Here is a 22,385-nt window from a genome sequence, read left to right as displayed (position 1 = left end):
CTAGAGAAGCTTCCTTAGTAGTGACCCAGTAGCTTCCACCACAAGCCGCCGACAACCACCCAGATTGCAAGATTAACCACACTCATAATAAAGCCCGCTTTCCACCACTCGCCTAATGTTAGGTAGCCCGAGCCAAAAATGACGGGGGACGTGCCAGTCGCATAGTGAGTTAAAGTCATCATGATGGAGGAAGTGGCGGCCATGATCAGTACAAACGGCATGGGCGGTGCGCCAAGCGTTAACCCAACGGTAAGAAAAGCGGCCATCATTGCAGTGATATGTGCGGTGGTGCTGGCAAAGAAGTAGTGTGTGTAGAGGAAGGTCAGCACCAGCAGGGCAGATGCTCCCATCCAGCCGATACCCATCATGGTAATCCAGTCCTGCATGTTGGTAGAGAACCAGTCGATCAAGCCGGTCTGATTGAGCTGGGTGGCCATCATGATCAAAGCGCCGAACCAGAGTAGGGTATCCCAGGCGTTCTTTTCCGCCAGCACATCATCCCAGGTTAATACCCCAGTCAGCAGTAGTATCGATAGTCCAATAAATGCAGAAGTGGTGGTGTTGAGGGTAACCGAGTCACCCAAAAATAGCGCCGGGATATCTGCCCACAGCAGCAATAGCACTAAGAAGACAAACAGCATAATACCTTCATCTCGGCTGATCTTGCCCATTTCAGCAAGCTTATCGCGCGCCATCTGCGTGGCATGGGGTGTCTGTTTAATGTCTGGCGGATAAAGTAGATAAAGAATATAGGGCATGGCCAGGATGGCGACTAAACCAGGTAATAGCATGGCGAGCGCCCAGGTCATCCAGCTCAATTGGATTTCCGCCCCGGTGGCTATTGAGATCAACTCTACGGTCAATGGGTTAGGGGCAGTGGCGGTGACAAACATCGCCGAGGTAATGGGGTTACTGTGGTAGTTCACCAGCGCCAGATATTTGCCGATTTTGCTCGAAGTGCCGTCTTCCGGGCGTGAGTCAAAGCCTTTAGCAATAGAGCGCATAATGGGATGCATGATGCCGCCACCGCGAGCAGTATTGCTGGGGGTTACGGGAGCAATGGAGAGCTCTGAAAAGGCCAAACTGTAGCCGATCCCCAGCGTTTTCTTGCCAAAGATTGAGATGAAATAGTAGCCGATGCGGGCCCCCAGCCCGGTCTTAATCAGCCCCCGCGAGATCATAATTGAGATGGCAATTAACCAGATCAGCGAGTTGGAATAGCTGCTTAATGCGTTGTTAATAGCGGTACCAGGGTTATCGCTGGTTACCCCACTCGCGGCTACAACCGCAATGGCAATGATTGAGATGGCCCCTATGGGCATTGCCTTGCCAATAATTGCGGCAATTGTCCCTACAAAAATTGCCAGCATCAGCCAAGCATCCGAGGTGAGACCTTCCGGCAAGGGGATAGCCAGCCATATCAGCAGCGTGATTGCCACCGCAATAGCGGTTGGCCAGGGTTTGAAGGGCAGCGTCGGCATCGTGGAACCTTAAGTAAGTAGATGGCTGCAACACGCTCATAGGCAATAAAGTAGTGCTTGAGTTGCTTGTTAAGTTTAGAGCGGATGGGTGTTTGCCGACTTGCCCCACGTCAATTCGAAGCTTGATCTAGCGCAATCATTCCCGCTGTCAGCTATGACTTAATGGTGAAGTGCCATGACTCCCCTCACAGAGGAAGCGACCCATGCCTACCATGATGAAAGCGGCCATCTTCGTTGAACCCGGCCGCATCGAAATAGACGACAAACCCATTCCCGAGATTGGCCCCAACGATGCGCTAATGCGCGTGACCACGACGACGATCTGCGGTACCGATATCCATATCTTAAAAGGCGAGTACCCGGTTGAGCGCGGCTTAACCATTGGCCACGAGCCGGTAGGCGTTATCGAAAAGCTGGGTGCCAACGTTAAGGGTTACCAAGAGGGGCAACGGGTAATTGCCGGGGCAATCTGCCCCAGTTTTACCTCCTATGCCTGCCAGGATAACTGCTGCTCACAGGATGGCGGCCACCACAGCCACGGTTACAAGCCGATGGGCGGCTGGCGCTTTGGTAATACCATCGACGGCGCCCAGGCGGAATACCTTTTGGTACCCGATGCCCAGGCCAATCTTTCGCCCGTGCCCGATGGCCTAACCGACGAACAAGTTCTGATGTGTCCGGATATTATGTCCACCGGTTTTGCTGGCGCTGAAGCTGCCGGTATTAAAATTGGCGACACGGTGGTGGTGTTTGCTCAAGGTCCGATTGGACTATGTGCGACCGCCGGTGCGAGACTACGTGGGGCGGGGATGATCATTGCCGTAGACGGCGTTGATGAGCGCTTAGCCATGGCCAAGCAAATGGGCGCCGACGTGACGCTGGATTTTCGCAAGGTCGATGTCGTTGAGGAGATACTCAAACTCACCGGTGGGCGCGGGGTTGATTCCGCCATTGAAGCTCTCGGCCTGCAACAAACGTTTGAGTCAGCTTTGCGAGTACTAAAACCCGGCGGAACGTTATCAAGCCTTGGTGTTTACTCTCAAGACCTAACGATTCCGCTAGGCGCTTTCTGTGCCGGCCTTGGCGACCATAAGATCATTACCTCGCTATGCCCCGGCGGCAAAGAGCGCATGCGCAGACTGATGAGCATCATCGCCGCGGGTCGATTAGATCTTGGCCCTATGGTTACCCACCGCTACGCGCTGGAGAATATCGTCGAAGCCTACGATCTCTTCTCCCACCAACGCGACGGCGTACTCAAAGTGGCGCTTGAGGTCTCTTAAGACTCAAACGCCACCTTCAGCAGTGAGGCTATCAACGAAAAACCCGCTAACGAGCATTTATAAAGCGTTTAATCGCGGGTTTTTCGAATTACGGGAGGAGCCTGATCTCAGTTCAATTCCAGCGAGAAACTCATTTCAACGCCAGCATCATCCACTCTGAACCAGTACTCCATGTTCTTGTAGATGTCGCCATACTGCTTGAACATTTCAAGATCAGACTCTGTCAGTTCCTCCGTTGCTACTTGCTCCATTACATCGGCCAGCGAATGATAAAACTCGCCTGTCATGTGGCCATAAAGCAGCAGGTCACGCTCTGAAATAGGGGCTTGCAGCTCTTTCTGCAGTCTCGCCGAATCGCTGATGCCAGCGCCCAGTGCAATGGCAGTGTCAGACATGGCTGCGTAGAGTTCCGGTGCATCGGGTGGCAGCATCATGCTCTCGATTTTCTTGGCTTCTCCGCCGGGTTCAAGTCCAAGAGCCCCTAACTCAGGTGCGAAGGCGCTCGCTGTTGAAAGCAGTGCCAGAGGGTTTTGTGAGGCGAGGGTTAGGATGCCGGAAACGATGGGTTCGCCGTTTTTCATTGCCAGACTGTTAATACGTGCATTGAAACCAGACAGCGACGGCCCAACCATCATGGTAATCGGGTTGTTGATCGCTGTGTTGATCTCATTCCAGGAACTGTTCAGATCCTGCAACTCATCACAGCTGAAGGGGTTCTGACGCACTTCCTGAGCATATTTCTGAACAGTTTGAACCAGTACGGGTAGATCCAGGCCAAGTCCAAAGCTGGCTATACCCCCTGTGCTGCCAAGGCCCGGAACCTGAGTGGTCAGGGCGCGCAGGTCGCTGACAATATCCTCATCGGTTTCCAGGATGAAATTCACTTCCATGCGATCGAGATTGTACTCACGCGTGCCCATCACCAGGCCAGGGAAGCGGCTGGTAATGCGGTCAATATCTGCCTGGCAGGTGGATAGATCCAGAGGTTCTGCATCAACGGCATTCAACAACGCTTGAGTACCCGAATGTGTGGGGCTGCTCAGCTCATCAAATAGCCGTGAGGAGTCAATCTGCCCGGCACCGTAAGGTGTGAAGTCATGGCGCTGCTCAAGCTCTACCAGTGCATCGGTATCACCAATACTGCTGTCGGGCAGCGTTTTACCCAGCACCTGCGCTAACAGCTCGTCGCTGGCATCCTGCGGCACTAACGATACCAGTAGCTGCTGGTCGTCAATGGCTAGGATGGCCTGGAGTGGACCTTCTGGCGTCAGTACCCAGTAGTCGGTGCCGTTAGTAGAGGCCGTGCGTGGGGTGATGTCGGCCTTGGTCAGGATGCGCTGCAGCGTTTCACGAAAGGCCTCTTCATCATGCAGTTGCATGCGAAAAACAGGCAAGATACCCAGACCATAGAAGGCCGCCTGGGAGCTTGCCTTCAGGCCCAGCGCATGGATGTCTTCCAATGATTCAACAGCGACCAGCTCTTCACCCGTGGCGATTAACAGCGTCATCATCGAACGTAATGCTTCATCGTCTATCTCGGGCAATGTGCCGCGCAGTTCATCCAGGTCAGACTCAAGGCCAGCCATGGGCTGCATGCGAAGATAAAGATCAAAGGCATCTTGTTCAGACATTGCTTCACGTGTTGCCATGAAGTAGGGAGAGTCAGCCGGGATATATTTCAGCATGGGGGCCGCGATATTTTTCGGTGCTTCCTCTTGCGTTGCTGCTTCGGTTGGCTCGTTCTTATCGCTGCAGCCGCTGAGCAGGCCAGCGCTGAATAGGGCAAGGGTAACCGCTATGGAAATTTTGGTTTTCATCTGTAATCGGTTCTTTAACAGGTGGTGGTTTTAAAGGTATGTTTTGAGCATAGTGTTCTGTAAATAGGAATAATACACGAGCAATGTATAATTAATCTCTGCTTGAGTGAAAAAATTATTAATATTCTCAGAGTTCATTGATAAACGGTAAGGTCAGAAAATCATCCAGCATAAAAGTGACCCTTGAGTTTTGCTAAGACTCAAGAGCCACATTCCGCAGCTAAGCTGTTAAGTAGGCTGCAACGTTAAACTTCCTGATACAGTTCGCTGCCTTTCTGGCGAAATTTCTCTGCCTGCTCTTCCATGCCTTTCATCACTGCCTCCTGGTCGCCGTTTAGCCCATGCTCATTGGCGTAGTCGCGTACTTCCTGGCTGATCTTCATGGAGCAGAACTTTGGCCCGCACATGGAGCAGAAGTGCGCCACCTTGGCGGAGTCCTTGGGCAGGGTTTCGTCGTGGTATTCCCGGGCGGTGTCCGGGTCTAGTCCCAGGTTGAACTGGTCTTCCCAGCGGAACTCGAAACGTGCCTTGGAGAGTGCGTTATCGCGCCGCTGTGCCGCCGGGTGGCCCTTGGCTAGATCCGCCGCGTGGGCGGCAATTTTGTAGGTGATGATGCCGGTTTTTACGTCGTCTTTATTGGGCAGGCCCAGGTGCTCTTTGGGAGTGACGTAGCAGAGCATCGCGCAGCCAAACCAACCGATCATGGCCGCTCCGATGCCCGATGTAATATGGTCGTAGCCTGGGGCGATATCCGTCACCAGCGGGCCTAAGGTATAGAAGGGCGCTTCGTCGCAGTACTCCAGCTGCTTATCCATGTTCTCTTTCACTAGGTGCATGGGCACGTGGCCGGGGCCTTCGATCATGACCTGTACATCGTGCTTCCAGGCAATGTGGGTCAGTTCGCCGAGGGTTTTCAGCTCGGCCATTTGCGCTTCGTCGTTGGCATCGGCTACTGAGCCGGGGCGCAGGCCATCGCCGAGGGAGAACGCCACATCGTACTGCTTGCAGATCTCGCAGATCTCCTCGAAGTGGGTATACAGGAAGCTCTCCTGGTGATGGAATAAACACCACTTGGCCATGATCGAGCCGCCGCGGCTGACAATGCCGGTAACCCGTTTAGCAGTCAGCGGCACGTAGCGCAGCAGTACACCCGCATGAATGGTGAAGTAGTCCACTCCCTGTTCGGCCTGCTCGATCAGCGTATCGCGGAAGACTTCCCAGGTGAGGTCTTCGGCGACGCCTTTGACCTTCTCCAGCGCCTGATAGATGGGCACCGTGCCGATGGGCACCGGCGAGTTGCGGATAATCCACTCGCGGGTTTCATGGATGTTCTGCCCGGTGGAGAGGTCCATAATGGTGTCCGCGCCCCAGCGGATACCCCAGGTCATTTTATCCACCTCTTCTTCGATAGAAGACGTGACCGCCGAGTTGCCCAGGTTGCCGTTAATCTTGACCAGGAAGTTACGGCCAATAATCATCGGCTCGCTTTCCGGGTGGTTGATGTTATTGGGAATAATCGCCCGCCCTTTGGCAACTTCCTGGCGCACAAACTCCGGGGTGATCTCTTCGGGCAAGCTGGCACCAAAACTCTGGCCGGGGTGCTGGTGGCCCAGAATGCGCTCTACTTCTGCAGTGCCCAACGCTTGGCGGCGCTGGTTCTCGCGGATGGCAATAAACTCCATTTCCGGGGTGATAATGCCTTGGCGAGCGTAGTAGAGCTGAGTGACATTTTTACCCGCTTTTGCACGCCGTGGGGTGCGGGTTAAATCAAAGCGCAGCTGGGCTAGGGTGGGGTCGTTAGCGCGGCGCTTGCCGTACTCAGAGGTGTGGCCCTCCAGAAATTCAGTGTCATCGCGCTCTTCAATCCAGGCACGGCGCAGGGCGGGCAAGCCTTTGCGTAAATCGTTAATGGCATCTGGATCGGTGTAGGGGCCGGAGGTGTCGTACACCAGCAGCGGCGGGTTCTCTTCATCAATGCCGGTGGTTTTGGTCGGCGAAAGCGAAATTTCCCGGAACGGCACACGGATATCTGGTCGCGAACCCTCGATATATACCTTACGTGAGCCGGGCAGCGGGGCAATAGCGGCGGCATCGACTTGGGCGGTTTCGGCTAAAAAATGGCTGGTTCTATTGTTTACGGACTTAGTCATGACAGTCTCCTTCGTTTGTGGTTGTTTTGCAGGGTTAGTGAGTCAGGTCTGCGTCTATCAGCGCTAAGCCCATCTTCCAGAAGTCGATTTCCAGGCGGGTAGCATCGCGGAAGATTTTGCTCAGTTCGGCAAAGCGGGCGGGGGTAACGTCGGCAAGACGGGCGTTGAGCCATTCAAGCTCCGCCTGCATGGCAGCCTGAAACTCTTCGCCTTCGTACATGGCAATCCAGGCGTCATAAGGGTTTTGTGTGCCGCGCAGAGTAGAAGGTTGGGCGTTCAGCCAGTTGGCGATTTCGCCGTAGCCCACTAGGCAGGGGGCTAGCGCCACGTGCAGATCGAGCAAGTCGCCGCGATTACCGGTATCCAACACATAGCGGGTGTAGGCAAGCGTGGCCCTGGCTTCGGGAAGCTCTGCCAGTTCTTGCTCGCTGATTCCCCACTCCTGACAAAAGCCCACGTGCAGTCCCAACTCCACATCCACAATGGCTTTCAAGCCTTCATGGGCTTGGCGAAGATCGGCGAGGGTGGGGCTTTTATAGGCAGCCAGCGCATAGGCGCGGGCGAAGTGAATCAAAAACAGGTAATCCTGTTTCAGGTAGTGGCGAAACGACGCTTCAGGCAGCGTGGCGGTGCCTAGCTGGCGCACAAAATCGTGCTCAATGTAGGCACGCCAATCTTGCTGGCAGGCGGTGGTGAGATCAGTAAAGCGGTAGCCCATGATGCCTCCGGTGGTAATGATCCGGAGGGCAGGCGGGAGAGATCGAGGAAATGGCGAGGAAAGGTGGCGTAAGATCGTGAGAGCTAGCCAAGGCCATCGCTTGATCCCTACGCCGGTACCCGCGCGCTCGTTATAAGAGCAGCGCATTAGCCGGATCAGGTTCAGCGGGACCAGCGCTTGGTATCCATAAAAGGAAATACCCTGCACCATCTCAGCCGGATTTCACCGGCACCCCGTCAAGCTGTTCGTTTGGGGAGTGTAGGAGGCGGGCGGTGGAGATGCAAGGTAATGCGCAAGCCCGCGAATTTTGGATATGCTGCCAACATTCGCTTTGCCACCAGCATAATCAATGGGGTAGAGTCAAAGCAGGTGGCTGCAAAACCTCAATCAATGCGCCTTCGCGTTCATTGAGGTTTTGCAGCGGGGCGTAGAATCACTGTTAGCTGTACAAGGATGACGATGAGCACATCTACCAAATTAGTAAATCCCGAGATTGCGGGGGAAATAAATACAAATTCAATGCGAGTTTTATATATCGAAATGTACTTCGATAATACAAAACTCTCTTCCGGTACAGCATTCTTTATCAACTCTAAAAAAGGCCCTGTTTTCATCACCAACAGGCACAATATAACTGGGAGACACCAAGAAACAGGAGAGCCTCTTAATAAAGATCTTGGCATTCCCAATAATATTCGATTTCAGATAATTGGCTCTCATGAACCTGTTTGGTATGCATTTGATTTGTATACTGACAATGAAATGAAGTGCCCTGTATGGATAGAGCATCCGGAATTTGGAGCTTCAGTTGATGTGGTTGCAGTACCTATATCCGAAATAAGCAATGCCATTCATCACTTCGTTGAAACTAAAGAAGATTGGCATAAGTGGCGCATAGCGGATCAAGTTCATGTATTGGGTTTTCCATTTGGTATGAATGAAAATTTTGCCATTTGGTCAACTGGTTACATTGCCTCAGAACCAGATACAAATTATAAAAAACTCCCTAGTTTCCTAATTGACTGCCGGGCTCGGCCTGGGCAATCTGGATCTTTGGTCATCGCCAGATTTAAAGTAGGCGATATAGTTGATCACAAAGGAAAGCAGTATCAGGCAAAAAAAGAAATGGTACATTTTTTAGGAATATATAGTGGTAGAATCAATTCTGAGTCTGATTTAGGTATCGTCTGGAAAATGGAAATATTGAGAGACTTTCTTACTGAAATTGAATCGAGAGATGATCTTATTCAAATTAATTGCGCATATAATCGGCTTCGTAATGAGTCTTGAGCAAGCTCCACAGCTATCAAATGGCTCCAGCCAACCAGTTTTCCGCTCCGCTCCAAACCGGCGGCTGAGCCCAGGCGTTCGGTAGATTGGTAGACAAATATGACGGTTATCGAAATATTTGGCGTAGTAAGCGGGGGAGCATCCATTATTGGCCTCGTATATGCGCTCTATTACGCCATACTTACCGCCTCGTTTGCCTCTACCGCTCTGCTCGCCGCCGCACCGTCGGTATTGCCGCACCCAATGCGGATGGCCTCTATCTGGGCATCGCTACCGGTTTCAGCTCGCTGGAGAACGACGACAACGATGTCGACAATTTCATCTCTGATGGCGCTGGAGACTTTGATCTGGATGATGATGAAGACAACGTTTTTAAAGGTTTCGTCGGCTACGAATTCAATCCTTATTTCGCTACCGAAATCTTCTATGCCGATCTTGGTCGTACGCGCCTGAAAGGTAACAGCGACGCCAATACCGATTTGGAATCCAACGCCTACGGTGTGAGTCCGGTCGGTCAATTGCCCATCACCTCCTGGTTTACCGCCTTCGCTAAGGCCGGTGTGGCCAAGTGGGAAACCGACGTCGACGGTAACCTTGGCGGTGCTAGCGTTGATCTTGAAGATCAGGACGGCACCGATCCGGTCTACGGTGTCGGCGCGCAGTTCAACTTCGATCCTTTCCTGGTCCGTACCGAATACGAGCGCTACGACTTCGACAGCGACTATCAGATCGACACCTTTACCGTATCAGCCGGTTTCAGCTTCTAGCCGTCAATTTGTTTTACCACGTGCGATAGCAGCGCCGGGGCGAGCCCCGGCGCTGCTTTTTTATCTCGCGTAACCCTCACATACTTCCAGGCGGTACGCTGCCAGCGTTGCTAAAGTGCTGAGCTAGCTCGGTTCCAACAAGGTGTTAAATCAGTAGTGATACCGGAGCTGGGCAATAAGCAAAGCGTTATCCGTGACTTTGTAAACCATTCGGTGTTCTTCGTTGATTCGCCGCGACCAATAACTGGTGAGGCTGTGTTTGAGAGGCTCTGGTTTGCCAACTCCTTCAAATGGCTCTCGTTTAGTCTCTTTGAAGAGCTTGTTGATGCGGTTAAGCACCCTCTTGTCAGTTTTCTGCCAGTATTGATAGTCCTCCCAGGCGTTCTCGGCAAAGAGGAGCTTCATTCAAGAAGTTCCTTCTCCTGACCACCACCTTGCTCCAGCTCGGCAACGGATTCCAGCAAACGGCGGGCGTTCTTAGGAGCGCGCAGAAGATAGGCTGTCTCTTGCAGTGCCTCATAGTCTTCGAGAGAGATCATAACCACAGACTGCGCCTTATTGCGGGTGATGATCATGGGTGAATGGTCTTCACAGACCTGCTGCATGGTTTTTGCTAGATTGGTTCTAGCGGCCGTGTAGCTGATGGCATCCATAAGGTCACTCCTGTACAGGATGTTGTTACTGTACAGAATATCGTACGCAATAGGGTTTGACAATCGACTGCACAGCGGCCGATTCCCCGCTTCTTCGCGGCTCTAAACCGGCGTGTGAGCCGAGCACATTCAGCTGCGAACAAGCCGCTAAATGGTGACGCAGCAAGCGGAACAAATTAATTTTTTAACTTTATTACAAGATACGGGGGCAGGTAATGGCAGGAGTAGACATCCGACAAGCTACCATTGAGGACTCGGTTTGGGGCGGGCAGTGACATGACTGCGCTCCAGTGCTGGGCCTTTGATGGGCGCTTGGTCACACCATCTGCAAAGACTGCTTGCGTGTTGGCGAAGAGTAGGCGGAATCGATTTGTGCCAGGTCATCTTCGTCGAGTCTGACGGTATCTGCCTTGGCGTTCTGTTTGAGGTGCTCCAGATTCACGGCTTTAGGAATAGCTATCACGCCGGGGTGGCGCAGTGCCCAGGCGAGGGCGACTTGGGCGGTGGTGGCGCTGTGTTTGTCGGCGATGCGTTGCAGAGTGGCGTCATGCAATAGCGCGCCGCCTTGCCCGATGGGGCAGTAGGCCATGAGCGGCATGTTTTGTTGTGCTTGCCAGGGCAGTAGGTCGTATTCAATGCCGCGTGATTCGGGGTTGTAGAGCACCTGATTGGTGGCGCAAGCTGGCGCGTCGAGCTCTGCTAAGTCATCAATATCAAAGTTCGAAACTCCCCAGCGCAGGATTTTGCCCTGCTCGCGTAGCCGCTCAAAAGCTTCCACTGTTTCGCTCAGCGGGTACTGGCCCCGCCAGTGCAGCAGGTACAAATCAATAGTGTCGGTGCCCAATCGGCGCAGGCTGCGCTCGCAGGCGGTTTGAACACCCTTGGCGCTGGCGTTATGTGGGTAGACTTTGCTGACTAGATACACCTCATCGCGCCGGTCGCGGATTGCCTGGCCAACGATCTCTTCGGCACCGCCCTCGGCATACATCTCTGCGGTATCGATCAACGTCATGCCCAGATCAAGACCTTCCCGCAACGCCCTTATCTCAGCCTGCCGCAGTCCGGTATTCTCACCCATATGCCAGGTGCCCTGGCCGATACGGGGTACGCTTACTCCGCCTAGCTCAATCGTCTGCATATCGCTATCTCCTATTCTATTTCTGCGGTGGTATTTCTATTTCTGCGGTGGTATTGCTCAGACTGCCCGCCGCCATCGCAGTTGATGAACCAAAACCAGCACCTTGCGCAAACCTGCTCGCTCTACGCTATTAGGCGACCTATCGATCTGAAACTGCGAACCTTCGCTAATGTGAGACTCGCGTTATACTTCACGCTAGTCTTAACGCCCGTTTTTAGAGGCGTACATTCGGAGATAGTTAAAACTGAGTCTTCTCATCCCCGGATCTTAAAGGATTAACGTTATGGACGTAGTACACGCCAATCCTGAAGATGCGCGCGCTGTTGCTGAGATTCATGTCGAGGCTTGGCGTGCCGCATATAGGTCTATTGTTCCAGCTGATTATCTAGACTCGCTATCGATAGAGTGTCGTGAAGCGATGTGGGCTGAATGCATAGCCGTGGGTATTCCCGAGCTACTTGTTGCCAGGAAAGCTGGTGTTGTTCAAGGTTGGCTGAGCTTTGGACAATGCCGAGATATCGGTTCGCATGATACTGACGCCGAAATCTGGGCTATCTATGTTTCACCATCGGTTTGGTCAACGGGGGCTGGACGCTTACTCTGGCTTCGGGCGAAAGAGCTTATACTTGAACAAGGTTTCAAGTCATGCAGCCTGTGGGTCTTCCCTCTGAATGAACGGGCAATTGCGTTCTACCACTCACTCGGGTTTGCCCATGACGGGGCAGCTCCAAAGTACTTCGAGCTTGGCGGTGTGCAGCTTGAGGAGGTGCGGTTTGTCACCCAGCTTCTCGGCGGTTTAGCCACCGGCCCTCCAAATAAAAACGAGGAATGAGGATTGATCTGGGGCCGCTTTTATCTAGAGTTTTGTTATGCAGCGTAATACACAACCCACCTTTTACACCAATCATCTAACGCTCCGACCACGGAGGTTAAGTGATCTCGAAGAGTGTTTAAAAATGGACCGTGACCCAGAGGTAACGCGGTTCGTCCAGGGGCCTTGGCATAAGCCTAGCGCTCATAGACGCTTTGTGGTTGAGCGGATTGAGAAAGTGTACCCCCCTGGGCTGGGCTATTGGGCGGTCCGTGATCGAGAAACAGATAAGTTCTACGGTTGGGTTCTTTTAATTCCTTACAATGTGCTAAAGCCTGAAGTAGAGATCGGTTGGCGCTTAGTCAGCGACGCCTGGGGTAGAGGGGTCGCTACAGAGGCGGCGAAGATTATTCTTGAGCATGGGCTCAATACTGCAGGGCTTCCTTGCATAGTTGCGGATATAGACCCACAGAATATTGCGTCAGCCCGCGTAGCTGAAAAAATTGGCATGAAATATGTCGAGGATCGTATCTTAGGTGGCAGTAAATTTCTGTCGTTTCAAAGTAGATCTATGTAGCGGTAGAGTCAGAAGCTCCGTCTGATCACCTCGGTTTGCCAACTGCCCGAATCGTCAAAGCCTCATATTTCCGGTGCTGGGAAATTTGTGCTGCAAATAGACATGATAGACCAAATCAGCGGGTGTTCGTGGTTGAACTTGCTGGGTGTCCCGGTTAGCACGTTTTAGGCATGCTGACGTGTTGTACATATTAGGTAGTGCTCATTCAGCGTCTTATCAACGAGACCATAAATGTTGGATACGTCGTATCAACGCCTGAATGACCCGTCGCCGAGCCTTGTGCTGATCCAACTGCACACGTTTAAGATCAATGCCGCCCCGCGCATCTCGGTATCTGGTTGGGATGCTTCCCTTTAGCGAGTCGTCGGGACTCCCTTCTGAAACGTCATCGTTATCGCAGCGGGGTAACGAGCTGCGGCGTAGAATGTCCTGCTCTTTTCTTGAGTTCAACATGTTCCTGACCTCTTTTGCGTCGTCCCTGGTGACTGGATAAAAGCGCGGTTGCATAGGTTCAGGTTCATGCTAATCTTGTTCTAAACTGCAAGGTATTCCATAAATGTGAGCATTAACTTTGCAAAAACGAACAGGGGAGCCGCTCAGGCAATCTTCTGATATGACAAAGAAAATAAGAAGTCACTTGGCATGGAACGACTTTGAGGTCGTCCTGGCGATCGCGACCGCCGGTTCTCTGTCGGGCGCCTCACGCGCCCTGGGCGTTAGTCACGCCACGGTTTTCCGACGGCTGGGTGATATTGAGCAGCGCATTGGTGTTTCTCTTTTTGAAAGAAGCCGAACCGGTTACCGGCCAACGCTTGCCGGGGAAGAGCTAGCTGAAACCGCCCGAATAATGGATGAAGCGGCCTTGGCCGCCGAACGTAAAGTCGCCGGGCGCGACTTGGAACCGAGTGGGGAAATCTGGCTCACCACAACGGATTCATTGTTGATGGGGGTGCTCTCGCCTCTCTTCACGCAGTTTCAGCATCAATATCCAGGCATCGTGCTTGATGTTGCCGTATCCAACCAATTGTTCAACCTGACGCGCAGAGAAGCTGACGTTGCCATTCGTCCCTCCAACGCGCCTCCTGACAATCTGATTGGGCGGCCGCTGACGGCTATAGGTCAGGCGGTTTACGGAAATCGAAGCCTCAAGCTGACACCAGGGGCTTCCATCGAGGCCCTTGCTAGCCAACCCTGGATTGGTGCTGGACCGCGTTTGCAGGATTCAGCTCTTGACCAGTGGATGGACAGGCACGCGCTGAAAACGGCTTGTGTCTACCGTGTCGACACCTTGGTCAATATACTCAGCGCTGTTCGTTCCGGTATGGGGTTAGCCGTTCTGCCCTGCTATCTTGCCTACGAAGACCCAGACATTATCCAGCTCACTGATCCCATCCCCGAGTTGGAATACGGCTTGTGGTTTTTAATGCACCCGGATCTACGTGGTGTAGTGAGGATTCATGCATTGATGGACTTTCTAACAGACGCTGTTCGTGCACAGAAACAGCGCTTGGCTGGGCCATTATTACGCTAGCTGTTCGCTAATGTGGCCTCTGGATTTATACGTACTGGCTATAATCTGAAGCGCAAAGATGGAAGTGTTTACTTGTTCTTTTCCACAGTGTCGTGGTATCAGATCTAAGCGCACTGATGGCCTGCGAGCGTTTTCTTGATGATCATTGTCTATTGGTAGAACCCGCCTGTGGTGCGGGCTTGGCAGCGGCATATGAAAATGCACCAGAGCTCGAAAATTTTAGCAATATCCTGGTTGTGGTATGCGGCGGAGCGACTTCCACCATTAATCAGCTCAGGGAGCTGCGGAAAGCTAACCCATAATCACACGTTCTGTAACATGCGCATCGATGAAGGCAGGTAACGCCATCGGCAGGTGGGTTATACCCGCTGCAGCTAAAAATGTTGGTGCAGCGGGTATCAGAACTTGAGCCCGGTATCTATGCGTATCTGGCCGATAGCCATTCGTTGAGGCTAATGGGTGATCGTGTTCTGGAAGAGGCATTGCAAGCGCTAGGGATTGGCGACCAACCCTGGTTGAAAAAAGCCGCTCTCGTCATCGCGGTTACAGCAAAACTCGATGATGTGATCCGACACTTTGAATCTCAGCCACCCCAGGGGGAGCGCGGTGCTCGCTATGTATATATGGAAACGGGGGCTTTTGAATCGCCCCAGGTTTCGTAGACACCTCCAGGCCTTATACTAAAGGTATCTAGGAGGAACCATGAGCCATCCCCGCTACACTGAAGAATTCAAAATCGAAGCCGTCAAACAGGTGGTAGAGCGCGGCCATCGCGTGGCCGAGGTCGCTGAGCGGCTAGGCGTGTCAGGTCACAGCCTGTACAACTGGATCAAACGCTACGATAAGCCGGTAGAACAACGACAAGAAGAGGATGATTTACAAGCTGAGAACCGGCGTTTGAAGGCTGAACTCAAACGCGTATCAGAAGAGCGCGATATATTAAAAAAGGCCACCGCGTACTTCGCCAGGGAGTCCGACTGAGGTACGCGTTTATTCAAAATTATGCGAGCCAATATTCGGTACGTCGCTTGTGTCAGATGATGGCAGTGCATCCCAGCGGTTACTACGCATGGTGTAAAAAAGCGCTCTCTAATCGAGCTCGGGAAGATGAGCGCCTGCTGGGATTGATCAAGCACTCCTGGCTTGAAAGCGGCGGTGTATATGGCTATCGCAAGGTCTACCAGGACTTGCGTGAAGCTGGCGAAGCTTGCGGCAAGCACCGTGTGGCGCGTCTTATGAGTAGGGAAGGTTTACGCTCTCAGACGGGCTATCGACGGCGCCCTGGCGGCTATGGCGGTGGAAAACCGGCTGTTGTATCCCCTAACCATTTAGACCGTCAGTTTGAAGTAAAAGCGCCAAATGTTGCTTGGGTGACAGACATCACGTACATCCGCACTTACGAAGGCTGGCTTTACTTAGCGGTAGTTATCGACCTGTTTTCTCGTCAAGTGGTTGGCTGGTCGATGAAGTCTCGCATGACTACGGAGTTGGTACTGGATGCCTTGTTATCAGCAGTCTGGCGACGCAAGCCACAAGGAACGGTGATGGTGCATTCGGATCAAGGAAGCCAGTTTAGCAGTGGAGACTGGCAAAGCTTTCTGAAAGCGAATCACTTGGTAGGCAGCATGAGCCGACGTGGTAACTGTCATGACAACGCCGTTGCTGAAAGCTTCTTTCAACTTCTCAAGCGAGAGCGAATCAAGCGACAGATTTATTCAACACGCGAAGCGGCTAGACGTGACGTGTTCAATTACATTGAAATGTTTTACAACCCAAAGCGCCGACACGGCACAAGTGATAACTTGTCACCGGTTGAGTATGAAAGGCGTTACTTTAAGAGCCTAACGGGTGTCTAGAATACTCGGGGCGATTCACTTTAGCACAAAATGTTCATCTTCAGAGTACGGCTCTCGGCGTTGGTCGTGTTCTAGTAGCAGGTTTCGATGATTCAAGGGTGAAGGAAGCATTGAGGTTATCTGCAGACTTGGAGTCTACGGCACTGCTATGTATCGGGCAGCGGTGGGATGGCTAATAGTACATAGCAATACGCGTCACGCGATGTCCTCGCTACACTTTATTGCTAAAGGATAGTTAAGTGGTTTAAAACTAACAAGTGCTGACTAGTAAATTTTAATTCACCTCAGTCGAAGCCAATAATGTATGCTCAGACGATCATAAAAGTATATTATCAGCACAGACGAAGGCATCAATATGTGCTAAATATGCTAGCCGATGCAGTTACGGCTAGCATATTATATTGTGGCTTCAGTTGCATTACATTGGCGTGTATGCTGAAAGTGCTAGGCTTTGTCTGAAAAGTCGGTGAGCGAAGGCCGGACAAGGCAAAAGTCGGCGAAAAGACGGATCGGACACTCGCGCACGAGTTTACGTAGTGTAAATGAGTACTTTGAGCCGATTTTTAACGCCGTATGGTCGAGCGCAGTCAGTTTTCAGAGAGAGCCTAGGTAAAAGTCACTGTGTTCAATCTAGTAGGGCTTGAATGGCTATTGTTAAAAAATTGTTAATTATCATTCTGGTGACGGCAATTCTTCCTGTTGTGATTCCGCTCGCAGTTTACGCTGTGATACAGAAAAGGTGGTTTCTTTCAACCTTGCTTTTGCCTTTACCAGAGGATGTAAAATCCGTTAAGTTGGATTTGTTGATTAATTCTAAAAAAGATGTCTTACAAGAAAATATTGTTTTATGTCTTGTTGATTTAAATATGGGCGGTTATTGGCTGTATTTCAACATAGATTGGCGTGCAGTTGAAGAGGTAAAAACTCAAGGAAATGCGTTAGCAAAAATGCATGGTGTGAACGATATATTTACGAGCAATAAGATCGATGAAGAAGCATCGGTATGGAGTATGTTGGTTGTTTATGATATGTGGCTGCAAGAAAAAGGGTATGAAGTTGTGCTGTGGGATCAAGGGTCTGATGAATACACCGGCTTTATATGTCAGCTAAACGCTACTGATAAATTTTTAAAAGCCGGAAAATCACTAGGGCTGGAGTTAGTGAGATTAGATCACGTGAATGAGCAGTAACTTAGATAACGGGTGGTACGTCACCTAACAAACTGCCCTAGAGGTAGCTATGGCTGAAATAGCTAACACCCCCGAGTCTCCATACCATGCGGTTATTTTTAGCAGCCATCGCGCGGAGGGAGACAAAGGAGATGCGGAAATGGCTTCTTCGGATTATTGACGCTTACTGATTTTCCCGCCGCAGCGCCCAGACTGGATGTTCAGCGAGTCGCTCTTCCAAAAACGCCACAAACGTCCGCACCCGAGGCGGCACCAGCTGCCGCTGGGGCATCACCGCTGGTCTGTCTGGATATTCCCGACCACTACGAGTTGATGCAGCCCGAACTCATCACCTTACTCAAGGAGAGGGTTCCGGAGAGTGTGCGGTTGTCGGCCGTCGAAACATAGCCGCGTACTGCGTTCAGGCCCTGGCCTGGCGACCACCACTCTGGTAGCTGGCATGGTATCTGAGAGCCCGAAGTGGTCGTAGGGCGACCACCTCGGGTGAATGTTGCACTTTTTTATTACAAAAAGTTACAACCGGTGGACGGTTACTGATTAACTCCAAAACCTAACAAACCTGTTGAGCGGCATTAGTCGCCCAATGCCTAATTATTATTTACTGGATATGTTTCATGTCGAAGAAAGTAGTCATGTTTGAATACGAGAAAGAAACCAAAAACAGCGTTCGCTATAAGGAAGTGCCTGATGAAGGAACGGCGCCTATTGTGGGCACTCTGTATGTTCAGAAATGGTTTGCTGGTGACAGCAAATCTATTGAGGTAACGATAGACAAAAAAGACTAGCTGGCTGGCCATTTTTCAGTATCGTTACTGCTCTTAACTATCTGAAAAATTAGTTATTTTTCTTAAGCGCTAAATAATGCTCGATGCCTGAGATCTGGTCTTCCGCGTGGTGGTTGACGTAGAGCACGGTGGTTTCGGAGCCTTGGCAGATTTTTTCGATCAGGGCGAGAACGAGTTGTCGGTTGATGTCGTCCAGGCCAAGGCAAGGTTCGTCTAGAATCAGCAGGGGAGGATGTTTGACCATGGCGCGGGCAATGAGCAGCAGGCGCTGGTCGCCGTAAGAGAGCTTGTTAAACGGCTGGTCGGCGCGGTCTTGCATGCCGAGTAGTTTGAGCCATTGGTCGGCAATTTTTTTCTGGCTGTCGGTGGACTTGGTGTACATGCCGATGCTGTCGTAGAAGCCGGAAATAATCACGTTTTTGCAGCTGGTGCTAACCCGGTATTCCCATTGTAGGTTAGTGGATACATAGCCGATAAATTGTTTAATCTGCCAGATGCTTTCGCCGTTACCGCGCTGGAAGCCAAACACAAAAATATCGTTGGTATAGCACTGCGGATGGTCGCCGGTGATCAACGATAAAACGCAGGTTTTGCCGCTACCGTTAGGTCCGCTCAGCTGCCAATGCTGGCCCCGTTCTATCGTCCAATCGAGCTTATCGACAATCACGGTGTCGCCGTATTGGATGGTCGCTTGGGTTAGTTTTACTAATGGCTGGCTCGGGTCGAGAGCGGGTAGCTTATTGGTGGGGTCGGCCTCCGGCACGCTTAGGTCGGTGGTTTTCAAGTGCAGTAATTGGTAAAGCTCATTAAAAGCGGCGTTGTCCTGACGATCTACTGTGAGCGTTAAGCGGCCTTTGTCGCCGCTCTGTTTATCCCCTCTCTTTTTCTCCGGGCGATCTTTATCTAGGTAAGCCACATGGGTGATGAAGTCCGGCATTTCATCAAAGCGGTTCAGCACCATAACCATGGGAACGGTGTCGATGAGTGAGGCTAGATGCGCTTGCAGCATGGCGAGCGTGTCGACATCCAAACCATCGAATGGCTCGTCTAAAATAAGCAATTCGGGCTTGTTGGCCAATGCGCGAATCAGCATGACTTTACGCGTTTCGCCGGTGGAAAGTTTGCGAAACGCGCGATCGACCAGTGTGCTTAGGCCAAATTTTTCGACCAAGGTTTGGGCAAGTTCAGTGTCTTGGCAATGGTCGAAAATCATTTCACTGACGGGGGTGCCGAGGGAAATGACGTCCATAATGTCGGCGTCGTCTTTTTTCAACTCTTGGGCGATGAGCTCTGCCTGGGCTTCAAAAGAGACGATCTCCACATTGTTGGGAATGCCTTGAATACTACCGCTCTGAATGTCACCAATGCCCGCGAGCGCAGCCGCTAGGGCGGATTTGCCTGCGCCATTGGGGCCCGTGATTACCCAATGTTGTTCTGGCGTAATGGTCCAATCAATCTCGCTTAGCGTGAAACGATCATCAAAGCTGACCGTCGCTTTTGTTAGAAGGATATGGTTTTGGTGAATATCGTTTAGGCGGGTTAACGAATCCATTACTGTCTTCCTTACGCTGTTCGAGGAACCAAAAAAGCCGAGCATATCGTGATGATATCTCGGCTTTTTTTGGCGGCCTAGGTGTTGATGACCTGAACGTCTATCGGTTAATCAGGTGATTAAACGATTTTTTTCATGTCAGCCATGTAGCCGCGAAGAACCGAGCCAACGGCTTCTACCGGGTGTGAGCGAAGGGCGGTGTTAACTTCGATCAAGCGTGCGTTATCAACGCCGTTGTCGTCTAGCGAAAGCCCTTTACCGATCACGTCGGATTTGATGCCTTTCATAAAGTCTGCCAACAGCGGCACGCAGGCGTGGTTGTAGAGGTAGCAACCGTATTCCGCGGTATCAGAGATAGTCGCGTTCATTTCGTACAATTTCTTACGCGCGATGGTGTTCGCGATGAGCGGCGTTTCGTGTAGCGACTCGTAGTAAGCCGATTCAGCGATGATGCCCGCCGCTGTCATGGTTTCGAAAGCAAGCTCAACACCAGCTTTTACCATCGCCACCATCAAAATGCCGTTGTCGAAGAATTCTTGCTCAGTGATTTCTACATCACCAGCGGGTGTTTTCTCGAAGTTGGTTTCAGCGGTTTCTGCGCGCCATTTTAGCAGGTTCGCGTCATCGTTCGCCCAGTCTTCCATCATGGTTTGAGAGAAGTGGCCGCTCATGATGTCGTCTTGGTGCTTGTTGTACAGCGGACGCATGATCTCTTTTAACTCTTCAGAAAGATCGAATGCTTTGATCTTCGCTGGGTTAGAAAGACGGTCTAGCATGTTCGTTACGCCACCATACTTCAGCGCTTCGGTGACTGTTTCCCAGCCGTATTGAATCAAACGTGAGGCGTAGCCCGGGTCGATACCTTCTTCGACCATCTTGTCGAAGCAAAGTAGTGAGCCCGTTTGCAGCATGCCGCAAAGGATTGTTTGCTCACCCATCAGGTCGGATTTAACTTCCGCGATGAAAGAGGACATCAGCACGCCCGCTTTGTGGCCGCCAGTACCTACCGCGTAGGCTTTTGCGAGCGCAAGGCCTTCACCTTTGGGGTCGTTGTCTTCGTGAACAGCGATCAAAGTGGGAACACCGAAGCCACGCACGTATTCAGCGCGAACTTCAGAGCCTGGGCACTTCGGCGCCACCATGATGACGGTTAAGTCGTCACGCACTTTCATGCCTTCTTCTACGATGTTGAAACCGTGAGAGTAAGACAGGCAGGCGCCTTCCTTCATCAGCGGCATCACCGTGTTTACCACCGAGGTGTGCTGCTTATCAGGGGTGAGGTTCAAAACAACGTCTGCGGTGGGGATCAACTCTTCGTAAGTACCCACTACAAAGCCGTTTTCAGAGGCGTTTTTCCAAGACTGACGCTTCTGCTCAATGGCTTCAGGGCGCAGTGCGTAAGAAACGTCCAGGCCGCTGTCGCGAAGGTTTAAACCTTGGTTAAGACCTTGTGCGCCACAGCCGATAACCACCATTTTTTTGCCTTTCAGCGCTTCGACGCCGTCAGCAAACTCAGCGGTGTGCATGAAGCGGCATTGCGCTAGCTGAGCCAATTGCTCGCGTAGCGGTAAGGTATTGAAATAGTTAGCCATCGTTAACATCCTAATTTTATGATCAATGTGTCGGTGTAAGGTACACCGATATTAAAAAGGGTGACACCATCACTAGTGGAGAGCGCTAGCGCCATGTCAGTAAGAGCGTGTGATGAGAGGTAATGTATACAAATGTGACTCTTTCTTAAATTGATATATTTGCAATAACACGTCCCATTTTTCGCAACTTTTGGTTAGTATCTGGGCACCGCCATAAACGCAGTCGCGGAGCGCCGACTTTATTATGAATATTAAACTTTTAAAGCAGTTCCTCGCCCTGGCAGAAACGCTGCATTTCGGGCGCGCAAGCGATGAGTGCCATATCAGTATTTCTGCATTGTCGCGTAACATTCGTCATTTAGAAGACGAGCTGGGTGTGCCGCTGTTTAATCGCGACAACCGGACCGTGGCGTTGACCCAGGAAGGCCAGAAGTTTCTTAAATACGCGCGCGATACCAGCAGCCAGTGGAACTTGATCCGCCATGAATTAACCGACAATGCTGATCAACTAAGCGGTGAAATCAGCTTGTACGGTTCCGTCACCGCTAGCTACAGTTTTCTGTACGAGCTGCTGCGCCGCTTTCGTATTGCTTACCCTGGGATTGAAATAAAGCTACGCACGGGGGATCCAGAACACGCGATTGCGCATGTGCTAGATGGTAAGGAAGATCTCAGCATCGCGGCACGCCCCGCCAACTTACCCCGCGGGTTAGCCTTTAAGCCCATTGCTACGTCGCCTTTGTTATTTATTGCCCCGCTTGAGCAGCAAGTGCCGAATGTTCCAACGACCTCGCCAACCGCGGCAGAAGAGTGGGCGAGTATCCCGATGATTTTATCTGAGAGCGGTGTCTCAAGAGCGCGTGTGGATGAATGGTTTCGCCAACGCGATATTGCCCCGCGCATTTATGCACAGGTGACCGGAAATGAGGCGATTGTGAGTATGGTGAGCTTGGGCTTTGGCATTGGCGTGGTGCCCAAAATTGTGCTCGATAACAGCCCATTAAAGGATCGTATTCGGGTGCTCGACGTGACACCAGAGCTGGAACCCTACGATATTGGTTTGTTTACGTTAAAGAAAAACTTAAAAAACCCGCTGGTCGATGCCTTTTGGAGCTTGATGTAGGGCTATATAAGCCACGGCACTCCTTTGCCGCACTAATTTCCCTTACTACTGTTCATCTATGAATAGCTACG

21 protein-coding genes and 1 riboswitch are annotated in these 22,385 nt (G+C 51.6%); of the genes, 11 read left to right on the top strand and 10 right to left on the bottom strand.

Features of this window, described 5'->3' with window-relative positions; genetic code table 11:
* Nucleotides 1-14: 14 nt before the first annotated feature.
* Nucleotides 15-1,481: a DASS family sodium-coupled anion symporter gene (locus KUC_RS01215; protein ID WP_007111239.1), complete on the bottom strand. Its 1,467-nt coding sequence runs from the start codon at nucleotides 1,479-1,481 to the stop codon at nucleotides 15-17.
* Nucleotides 1,482-1,684: 203 nt separating this feature from the next.
* Here KUC_RS01215 and KUC_RS01210 point away from each other — a divergent pair, with 203 nt between their 5' ends.
* Nucleotides 1,685-2,764, top strand: coding sequence for an NAD(P)-dependent alcohol dehydrogenase (locus KUC_RS01210; RefSeq protein WP_007111238.1), 1,080 nt, complete (start codon nucleotides 1,685-1,687; stop codon nucleotides 2,762-2,764).
* Nucleotides 2,765-2,871: 107 nt separating this feature from the next.
* Here KUC_RS01210 and KUC_RS01205 read toward each other — a convergent pair whose 3' ends face one another.
* The 3 genes from KUC_RS01205 to tenA form a co-directional block, all read right to left on the bottom strand.
* Nucleotides 2,872-4,581 carry a hypothetical protein gene (locus KUC_RS01205; protein WP_007111237.1) on the bottom strand — a complete coding sequence of 570 codons (1,710 nt, stop codon included), beginning with the start codon at nucleotides 4,579-4,581 and terminating at the stop codon, nucleotides 2,872-2,874.
* A gap of 245 nt (nucleotides 4,582-4,826) precedes the next feature.
* Nucleotides 4,827-6,731, bottom strand: coding sequence for a phosphomethylpyrimidine synthase ThiC (gene thiC, locus KUC_RS01200; protein ID WP_007111236.1), 1,905 nt, complete (start codon nucleotides 6,729-6,731; stop codon nucleotides 4,827-4,829).
* Nucleotides 6,732-6,765: 34 nt separating this feature from the next.
* A complete protein-coding gene (tenA, locus tag KUC_RS01195) occupies nucleotides 6,766-7,449 on the bottom strand; it encodes a thiaminase II (RefSeq protein WP_007111235.1) in 684 nt (227 codons plus the stop codon).
* Nucleotides 7,450-7,536: 87 nt separating this feature from the next.
* Nucleotides 7,537-7,695: riboswitch (TPP riboswitch) on the bottom strand.
* Between the two features lie 213 nt (nucleotides 7,696-7,908).
* Here tenA and KUC_RS01190 point away from each other — a divergent pair.
* Together KUC_RS01190 and KUC_RS01185 are read left to right on the top strand one after the other, a co-directional pair.
* The gene (locus KUC_RS01190) at nucleotides 7,909-8,739 is read left to right on the top strand and encodes a trypsin-like peptidase domain-containing protein (protein ID WP_050804797.1); all 831 of its coding nucleotides are present in this window, start codon (nucleotides 7,909-7,911) and stop codon (nucleotides 8,737-8,739) included.
* Between the two features lie 86 nt (nucleotides 8,740-8,825).
* Nucleotides 8,826-9,506 (top strand): outer membrane beta-barrel protein, encoded by a 681-nt coding sequence (locus tag KUC_RS01185; RefSeq protein ID WP_007111233.1) that lies wholly within the window; start codon nucleotides 8,826-8,828, stop codon nucleotides 9,504-9,506.
* Between the two features lie 150 nt (nucleotides 9,507-9,656).
* Here KUC_RS01185 and KUC_RS01180 read toward each other — a convergent pair whose 3' ends face one another.
* The 3 genes from KUC_RS01180 to KUC_RS01170 all read right to left on the bottom strand — a co-directional run bounded on the left by KUC_RS01180 (nucleotide 9,657) and on the right by KUC_RS01170 (nucleotide 11,297).
* Entirely contained in the window at nucleotides 9,657-9,911 is a 255-nt protein-coding gene (locus KUC_RS01180) for a Txe/YoeB family addiction module toxin (RefSeq protein ID WP_040479136.1), read from the bottom strand.
* Nucleotides 9,908-10,159 (bottom strand): type II toxin-antitoxin system Phd/YefM family antitoxin, encoded by a 252-nt coding sequence (locus KUC_RS01175; RefSeq protein ID WP_040479133.1) that lies wholly within the window; start codon nucleotides 10,157-10,159, stop codon nucleotides 9,908-9,910. Before KUC_RS01175 ends, KUC_RS01180 begins: the two co-directional genes overlap by 4 nt.
* Nucleotides 10,160-10,475: 316 nt before the next feature.
* On the bottom strand, nucleotides 10,476-11,297 hold the full coding sequence (locus KUC_RS01170) for an aldo/keto reductase (RefSeq protein WP_007111230.1): 822 nt from the start codon (nucleotides 11,295-11,297) through the stop codon (nucleotides 10,476-10,478).
* 283 nt (nucleotides 11,298-11,580) lie between these two features.
* On the opposite strand from KUC_RS01170, the gene KUC_RS01165 reads away from it, so the two are divergent.
* Both KUC_RS01165 and KUC_RS01160 read left to right on the top strand, forming a co-directional pair.
* Nucleotides 11,581-12,129 (top strand): GNAT family N-acetyltransferase, encoded by a 549-nt coding sequence (locus tag KUC_RS01165; RefSeq protein ID WP_050804796.1) that lies wholly within the window; start codon nucleotides 11,581-11,583, stop codon nucleotides 12,127-12,129.
* Between the two features lie 37 nt (nucleotides 12,130-12,166).
* Nucleotides 12,167-12,685 carry a GNAT family N-acetyltransferase gene (locus KUC_RS01160; protein WP_040479130.1) on the top strand — a complete coding sequence of 173 codons (519 nt, stop codon included), beginning with the start codon at nucleotides 12,167-12,169 and terminating at the stop codon, nucleotides 12,683-12,685.
* 216 nt (nucleotides 12,686-12,901) lie between these two features.
* Here the strand turns inward: KUC_RS01160 and KUC_RS19535 are convergent, their stop codons facing one another.
* Nucleotides 12,902-13,138 (bottom strand): hypothetical protein, encoded by a 237-nt coding sequence (locus KUC_RS19535; RefSeq protein ID WP_141243400.1) that lies wholly within the window; start codon nucleotides 13,136-13,138, stop codon nucleotides 12,902-12,904.
* 160 nt (nucleotides 13,139-13,298) lie between these two features.
* On the opposite strand from KUC_RS19535, the gene KUC_RS01155 reads away from it, so the two are divergent.
* The 5 genes from KUC_RS01155 (at nucleotide 13,299) to KUC_RS19645 (ending at nucleotide 18,047) form a co-directional block, all read left to right on the top strand.
* The gene (locus KUC_RS01155; RefSeq protein ID WP_007111227.1) at nucleotides 13,299-14,216 is read left to right on the top strand and encodes a LysR family transcriptional regulator; all 918 of its coding nucleotides are present in this window, start codon (nucleotides 13,299-13,301) and stop codon (nucleotides 14,214-14,216) included.
* 380 nt (nucleotides 14,217-14,596) lie between these two features.
* A complete protein-coding gene (locus KUC_RS01145; RefSeq protein WP_007111225.1) occupies nucleotides 14,597-14,878 on the top strand; it encodes a nitroreductase family protein in 282 nt (93 codons plus the stop codon).
* A 40-nt stretch (nucleotides 14,879-14,918) separates the two neighbouring features.
* Nucleotides 14,919-16,072, top strand: a protein-coding gene (locus tag KUC_RS01135; RefSeq protein WP_085940825.1) for an IS3 family transposase whose coding sequence is annotated in 2 segments (ribosomal slippage) — nucleotides 14,919-15,156 and nucleotides 15,156-16,072 — 1,155 coding nt in all. Because the reading frame shifts where the segments join, the coding sequence is not laid out codon by codon here.
* Between the two features lie 644 nt (nucleotides 16,073-16,716).
* Nucleotides 16,717-17,262, top strand: a complete 546-nt coding sequence (locus KUC_RS01130; protein WP_007111222.1) for a DUF6630 family protein — start codon at nucleotides 16,717-16,719, stop codon at nucleotides 17,260-17,262.
* Between the two features lie 614 nt (nucleotides 17,263-17,876).
* Nucleotides 17,877-18,047 (top strand): hypothetical protein, encoded by a 171-nt coding sequence (locus tag KUC_RS19645; protein WP_162836261.1) that lies wholly within the window; start codon nucleotides 17,877-17,879, stop codon nucleotides 18,045-18,047.
* A 49-nt stretch (nucleotides 18,048-18,096) separates the two neighbouring features.
* Here KUC_RS19645 and modF read toward each other — a convergent pair whose 3' ends face one another.
* Both modF and ilvC read right to left on the bottom strand, forming a co-directional pair.
* Nucleotides 18,097-19,599 carry a molybdate ABC transporter ATP-binding protein ModF gene (modF, locus tag KUC_RS01120; RefSeq protein ID WP_040479121.1) on the bottom strand — a complete coding sequence of 501 codons (1,503 nt, stop codon included), beginning with the start codon at nucleotides 19,597-19,599 and terminating at the stop codon, nucleotides 18,097-18,099.
* Nucleotides 19,600-19,718: 119 nt separating this feature from the next.
* Complete coding sequence (gene ilvC / locus KUC_RS01115; RefSeq protein ID WP_040479118.1) at nucleotides 19,719-21,191, bottom strand: ketol-acid reductoisomerase; 1,473 nt, start codon at nucleotides 21,189-21,191, stop codon at nucleotides 19,719-19,721.
* A gap of 244 nt (nucleotides 21,192-21,435) precedes the next feature.
* Here ilvC and ilvY point away from each other — a divergent pair, with 244 nt between their 5' ends.
* Nucleotides 21,436-22,314 carry an HTH-type transcriptional activator IlvY gene (ilvY, locus tag KUC_RS01110; protein ID WP_007111218.1) on the top strand — a complete coding sequence of 293 codons (879 nt, stop codon included), beginning with the start codon at nucleotides 21,436-21,438 and terminating at the stop codon, nucleotides 22,312-22,314.
* Nucleotides 22,315-22,385 lie beyond the last annotated feature (71 nt).

Source organism: Vreelandella boliviensis LC1 (assembly GCF_000236035.1).
Lineage (GTDB): Bacteria > Pseudomonadota > Gammaproteobacteria > Pseudomonadales > Halomonadaceae > Vreelandella > Vreelandella boliviensis.
Note: the sequence above shows the minus strand (reverse complement) of the source record. Positions and strands in the feature narration are given on the sequence as shown.

What these genes read in the sequence shown, in the direction of transcription:
- KUC_RS01215 (WP_007111239.1), bottom strand. Translation starts at nt 1,481, where the DNA reads ATGCCGACGCTGCCCTTCAAACCCTGGCCAACCGCTATTGCGGTGGCA.
- KUC_RS01210 (WP_007111238.1), top strand. Translation starts at nt 1,685, where the DNA reads ATGCCTACCATGATGAAAGCGGCCATCTTCGTTGAACCCGGCCGCATC.
- KUC_RS01205 (WP_007111237.1), bottom strand. Translation starts at nt 4,581, where the DNA reads ATGAAAACCAAAATTTCCATAGCGGTTACCCTTGCCCTATTCAGCGCT.
- thiC (WP_007111236.1), bottom strand. Translation starts at nt 6,731, where the DNA reads ATGACTAAGTCCGTAAACAATAGAACCAGCCATTTTTTAGCCGAAACC.
- tenA (WP_007111235.1), bottom strand. Translation starts at nt 7,449, where the DNA reads ATGGGCTACCGCTTTACTGATCTCACCACCGCCTGCCAGCAAGATTGG.
- KUC_RS01190 (WP_050804797.1), top strand. Translation starts at nt 7,909, where the DNA reads ATGAGCACATCTACCAAATTAGTAAATCCCGAGATTGCGGGGGAAATA.
- KUC_RS01180 (WP_040479136.1), bottom strand. Translation starts at nt 9,911, where the DNA reads ATGAAGCTCCTCTTTGCCGAGAACGCCTGGGAGGACTATCAATACTGG.
- KUC_RS01175 (WP_040479133.1), bottom strand. Translation starts at nt 10,159, where the DNA reads ATGGATGCCATCAGCTACACGGCCGCTAGAACCAATCTAGCAAAAACC.
- KUC_RS01170 (WP_007111230.1), bottom strand. Translation starts at nt 11,297, where the DNA reads ATGCAGACGATTGAGCTAGGCGGAGTAAGCGTACCCCGTATCGGCCAG.
- KUC_RS01165 (WP_050804796.1), top strand. Translation starts at nt 11,581, where the DNA reads ATGGACGTAGTACACGCCAATCCTGAAGATGCGCGCGCTGTTGCTGAG.
- KUC_RS01160 (WP_040479130.1), top strand. Translation starts at nt 12,167, where the DNA reads ATGCAGCGTAATACACAACCCACCTTTTACACCAATCATCTAACGCTC.
- KUC_RS19535 (WP_141243400.1), bottom strand. Translation starts at nt 13,138, where the DNA reads ATGTTGAACTCAAGAAAAGAGCAGGACATTCTACGCCGCAGCTCGTTA.
- KUC_RS01155 (WP_007111227.1), top strand. Translation starts at nt 13,299, where the DNA reads ATGACAAAGAAAATAAGAAGTCACTTGGCATGGAACGACTTTGAGGTC.
- KUC_RS01145 (WP_007111225.1), top strand. Translation starts at nt 14,597, where the DNA reads ATGTTGGTGCAGCGGGTATCAGAACTTGAGCCCGGTATCTATGCGTAT.
- KUC_RS01130 (WP_007111222.1), top strand. Translation starts at nt 16,717, where the DNA reads ATGGCTATTGTTAAAAAATTGTTAATTATCATTCTGGTGACGGCAATT.
- KUC_RS19645 (WP_162836261.1), top strand. Translation starts at nt 17,877, where the DNA reads ATGTCGAAGAAAGTAGTCATGTTTGAATACGAGAAAGAAACCAAAAAC.
- modF (WP_040479121.1), bottom strand. Translation starts at nt 19,599, where the DNA reads ATGGATTCGTTAACCCGCCTAAACGATATTCACCAAAACCATATCCTT.
- ilvC (WP_040479118.1), bottom strand. Translation starts at nt 21,191, where the DNA reads ATGGCTAACTATTTCAATACCTTACCGCTACGCGAGCAATTGGCTCAG.
- ilvY (WP_007111218.1), top strand. Translation starts at nt 21,436, where the DNA reads ATGAATATTAAACTTTTAAAGCAGTTCCTCGCCCTGGCAGAAACGCTG.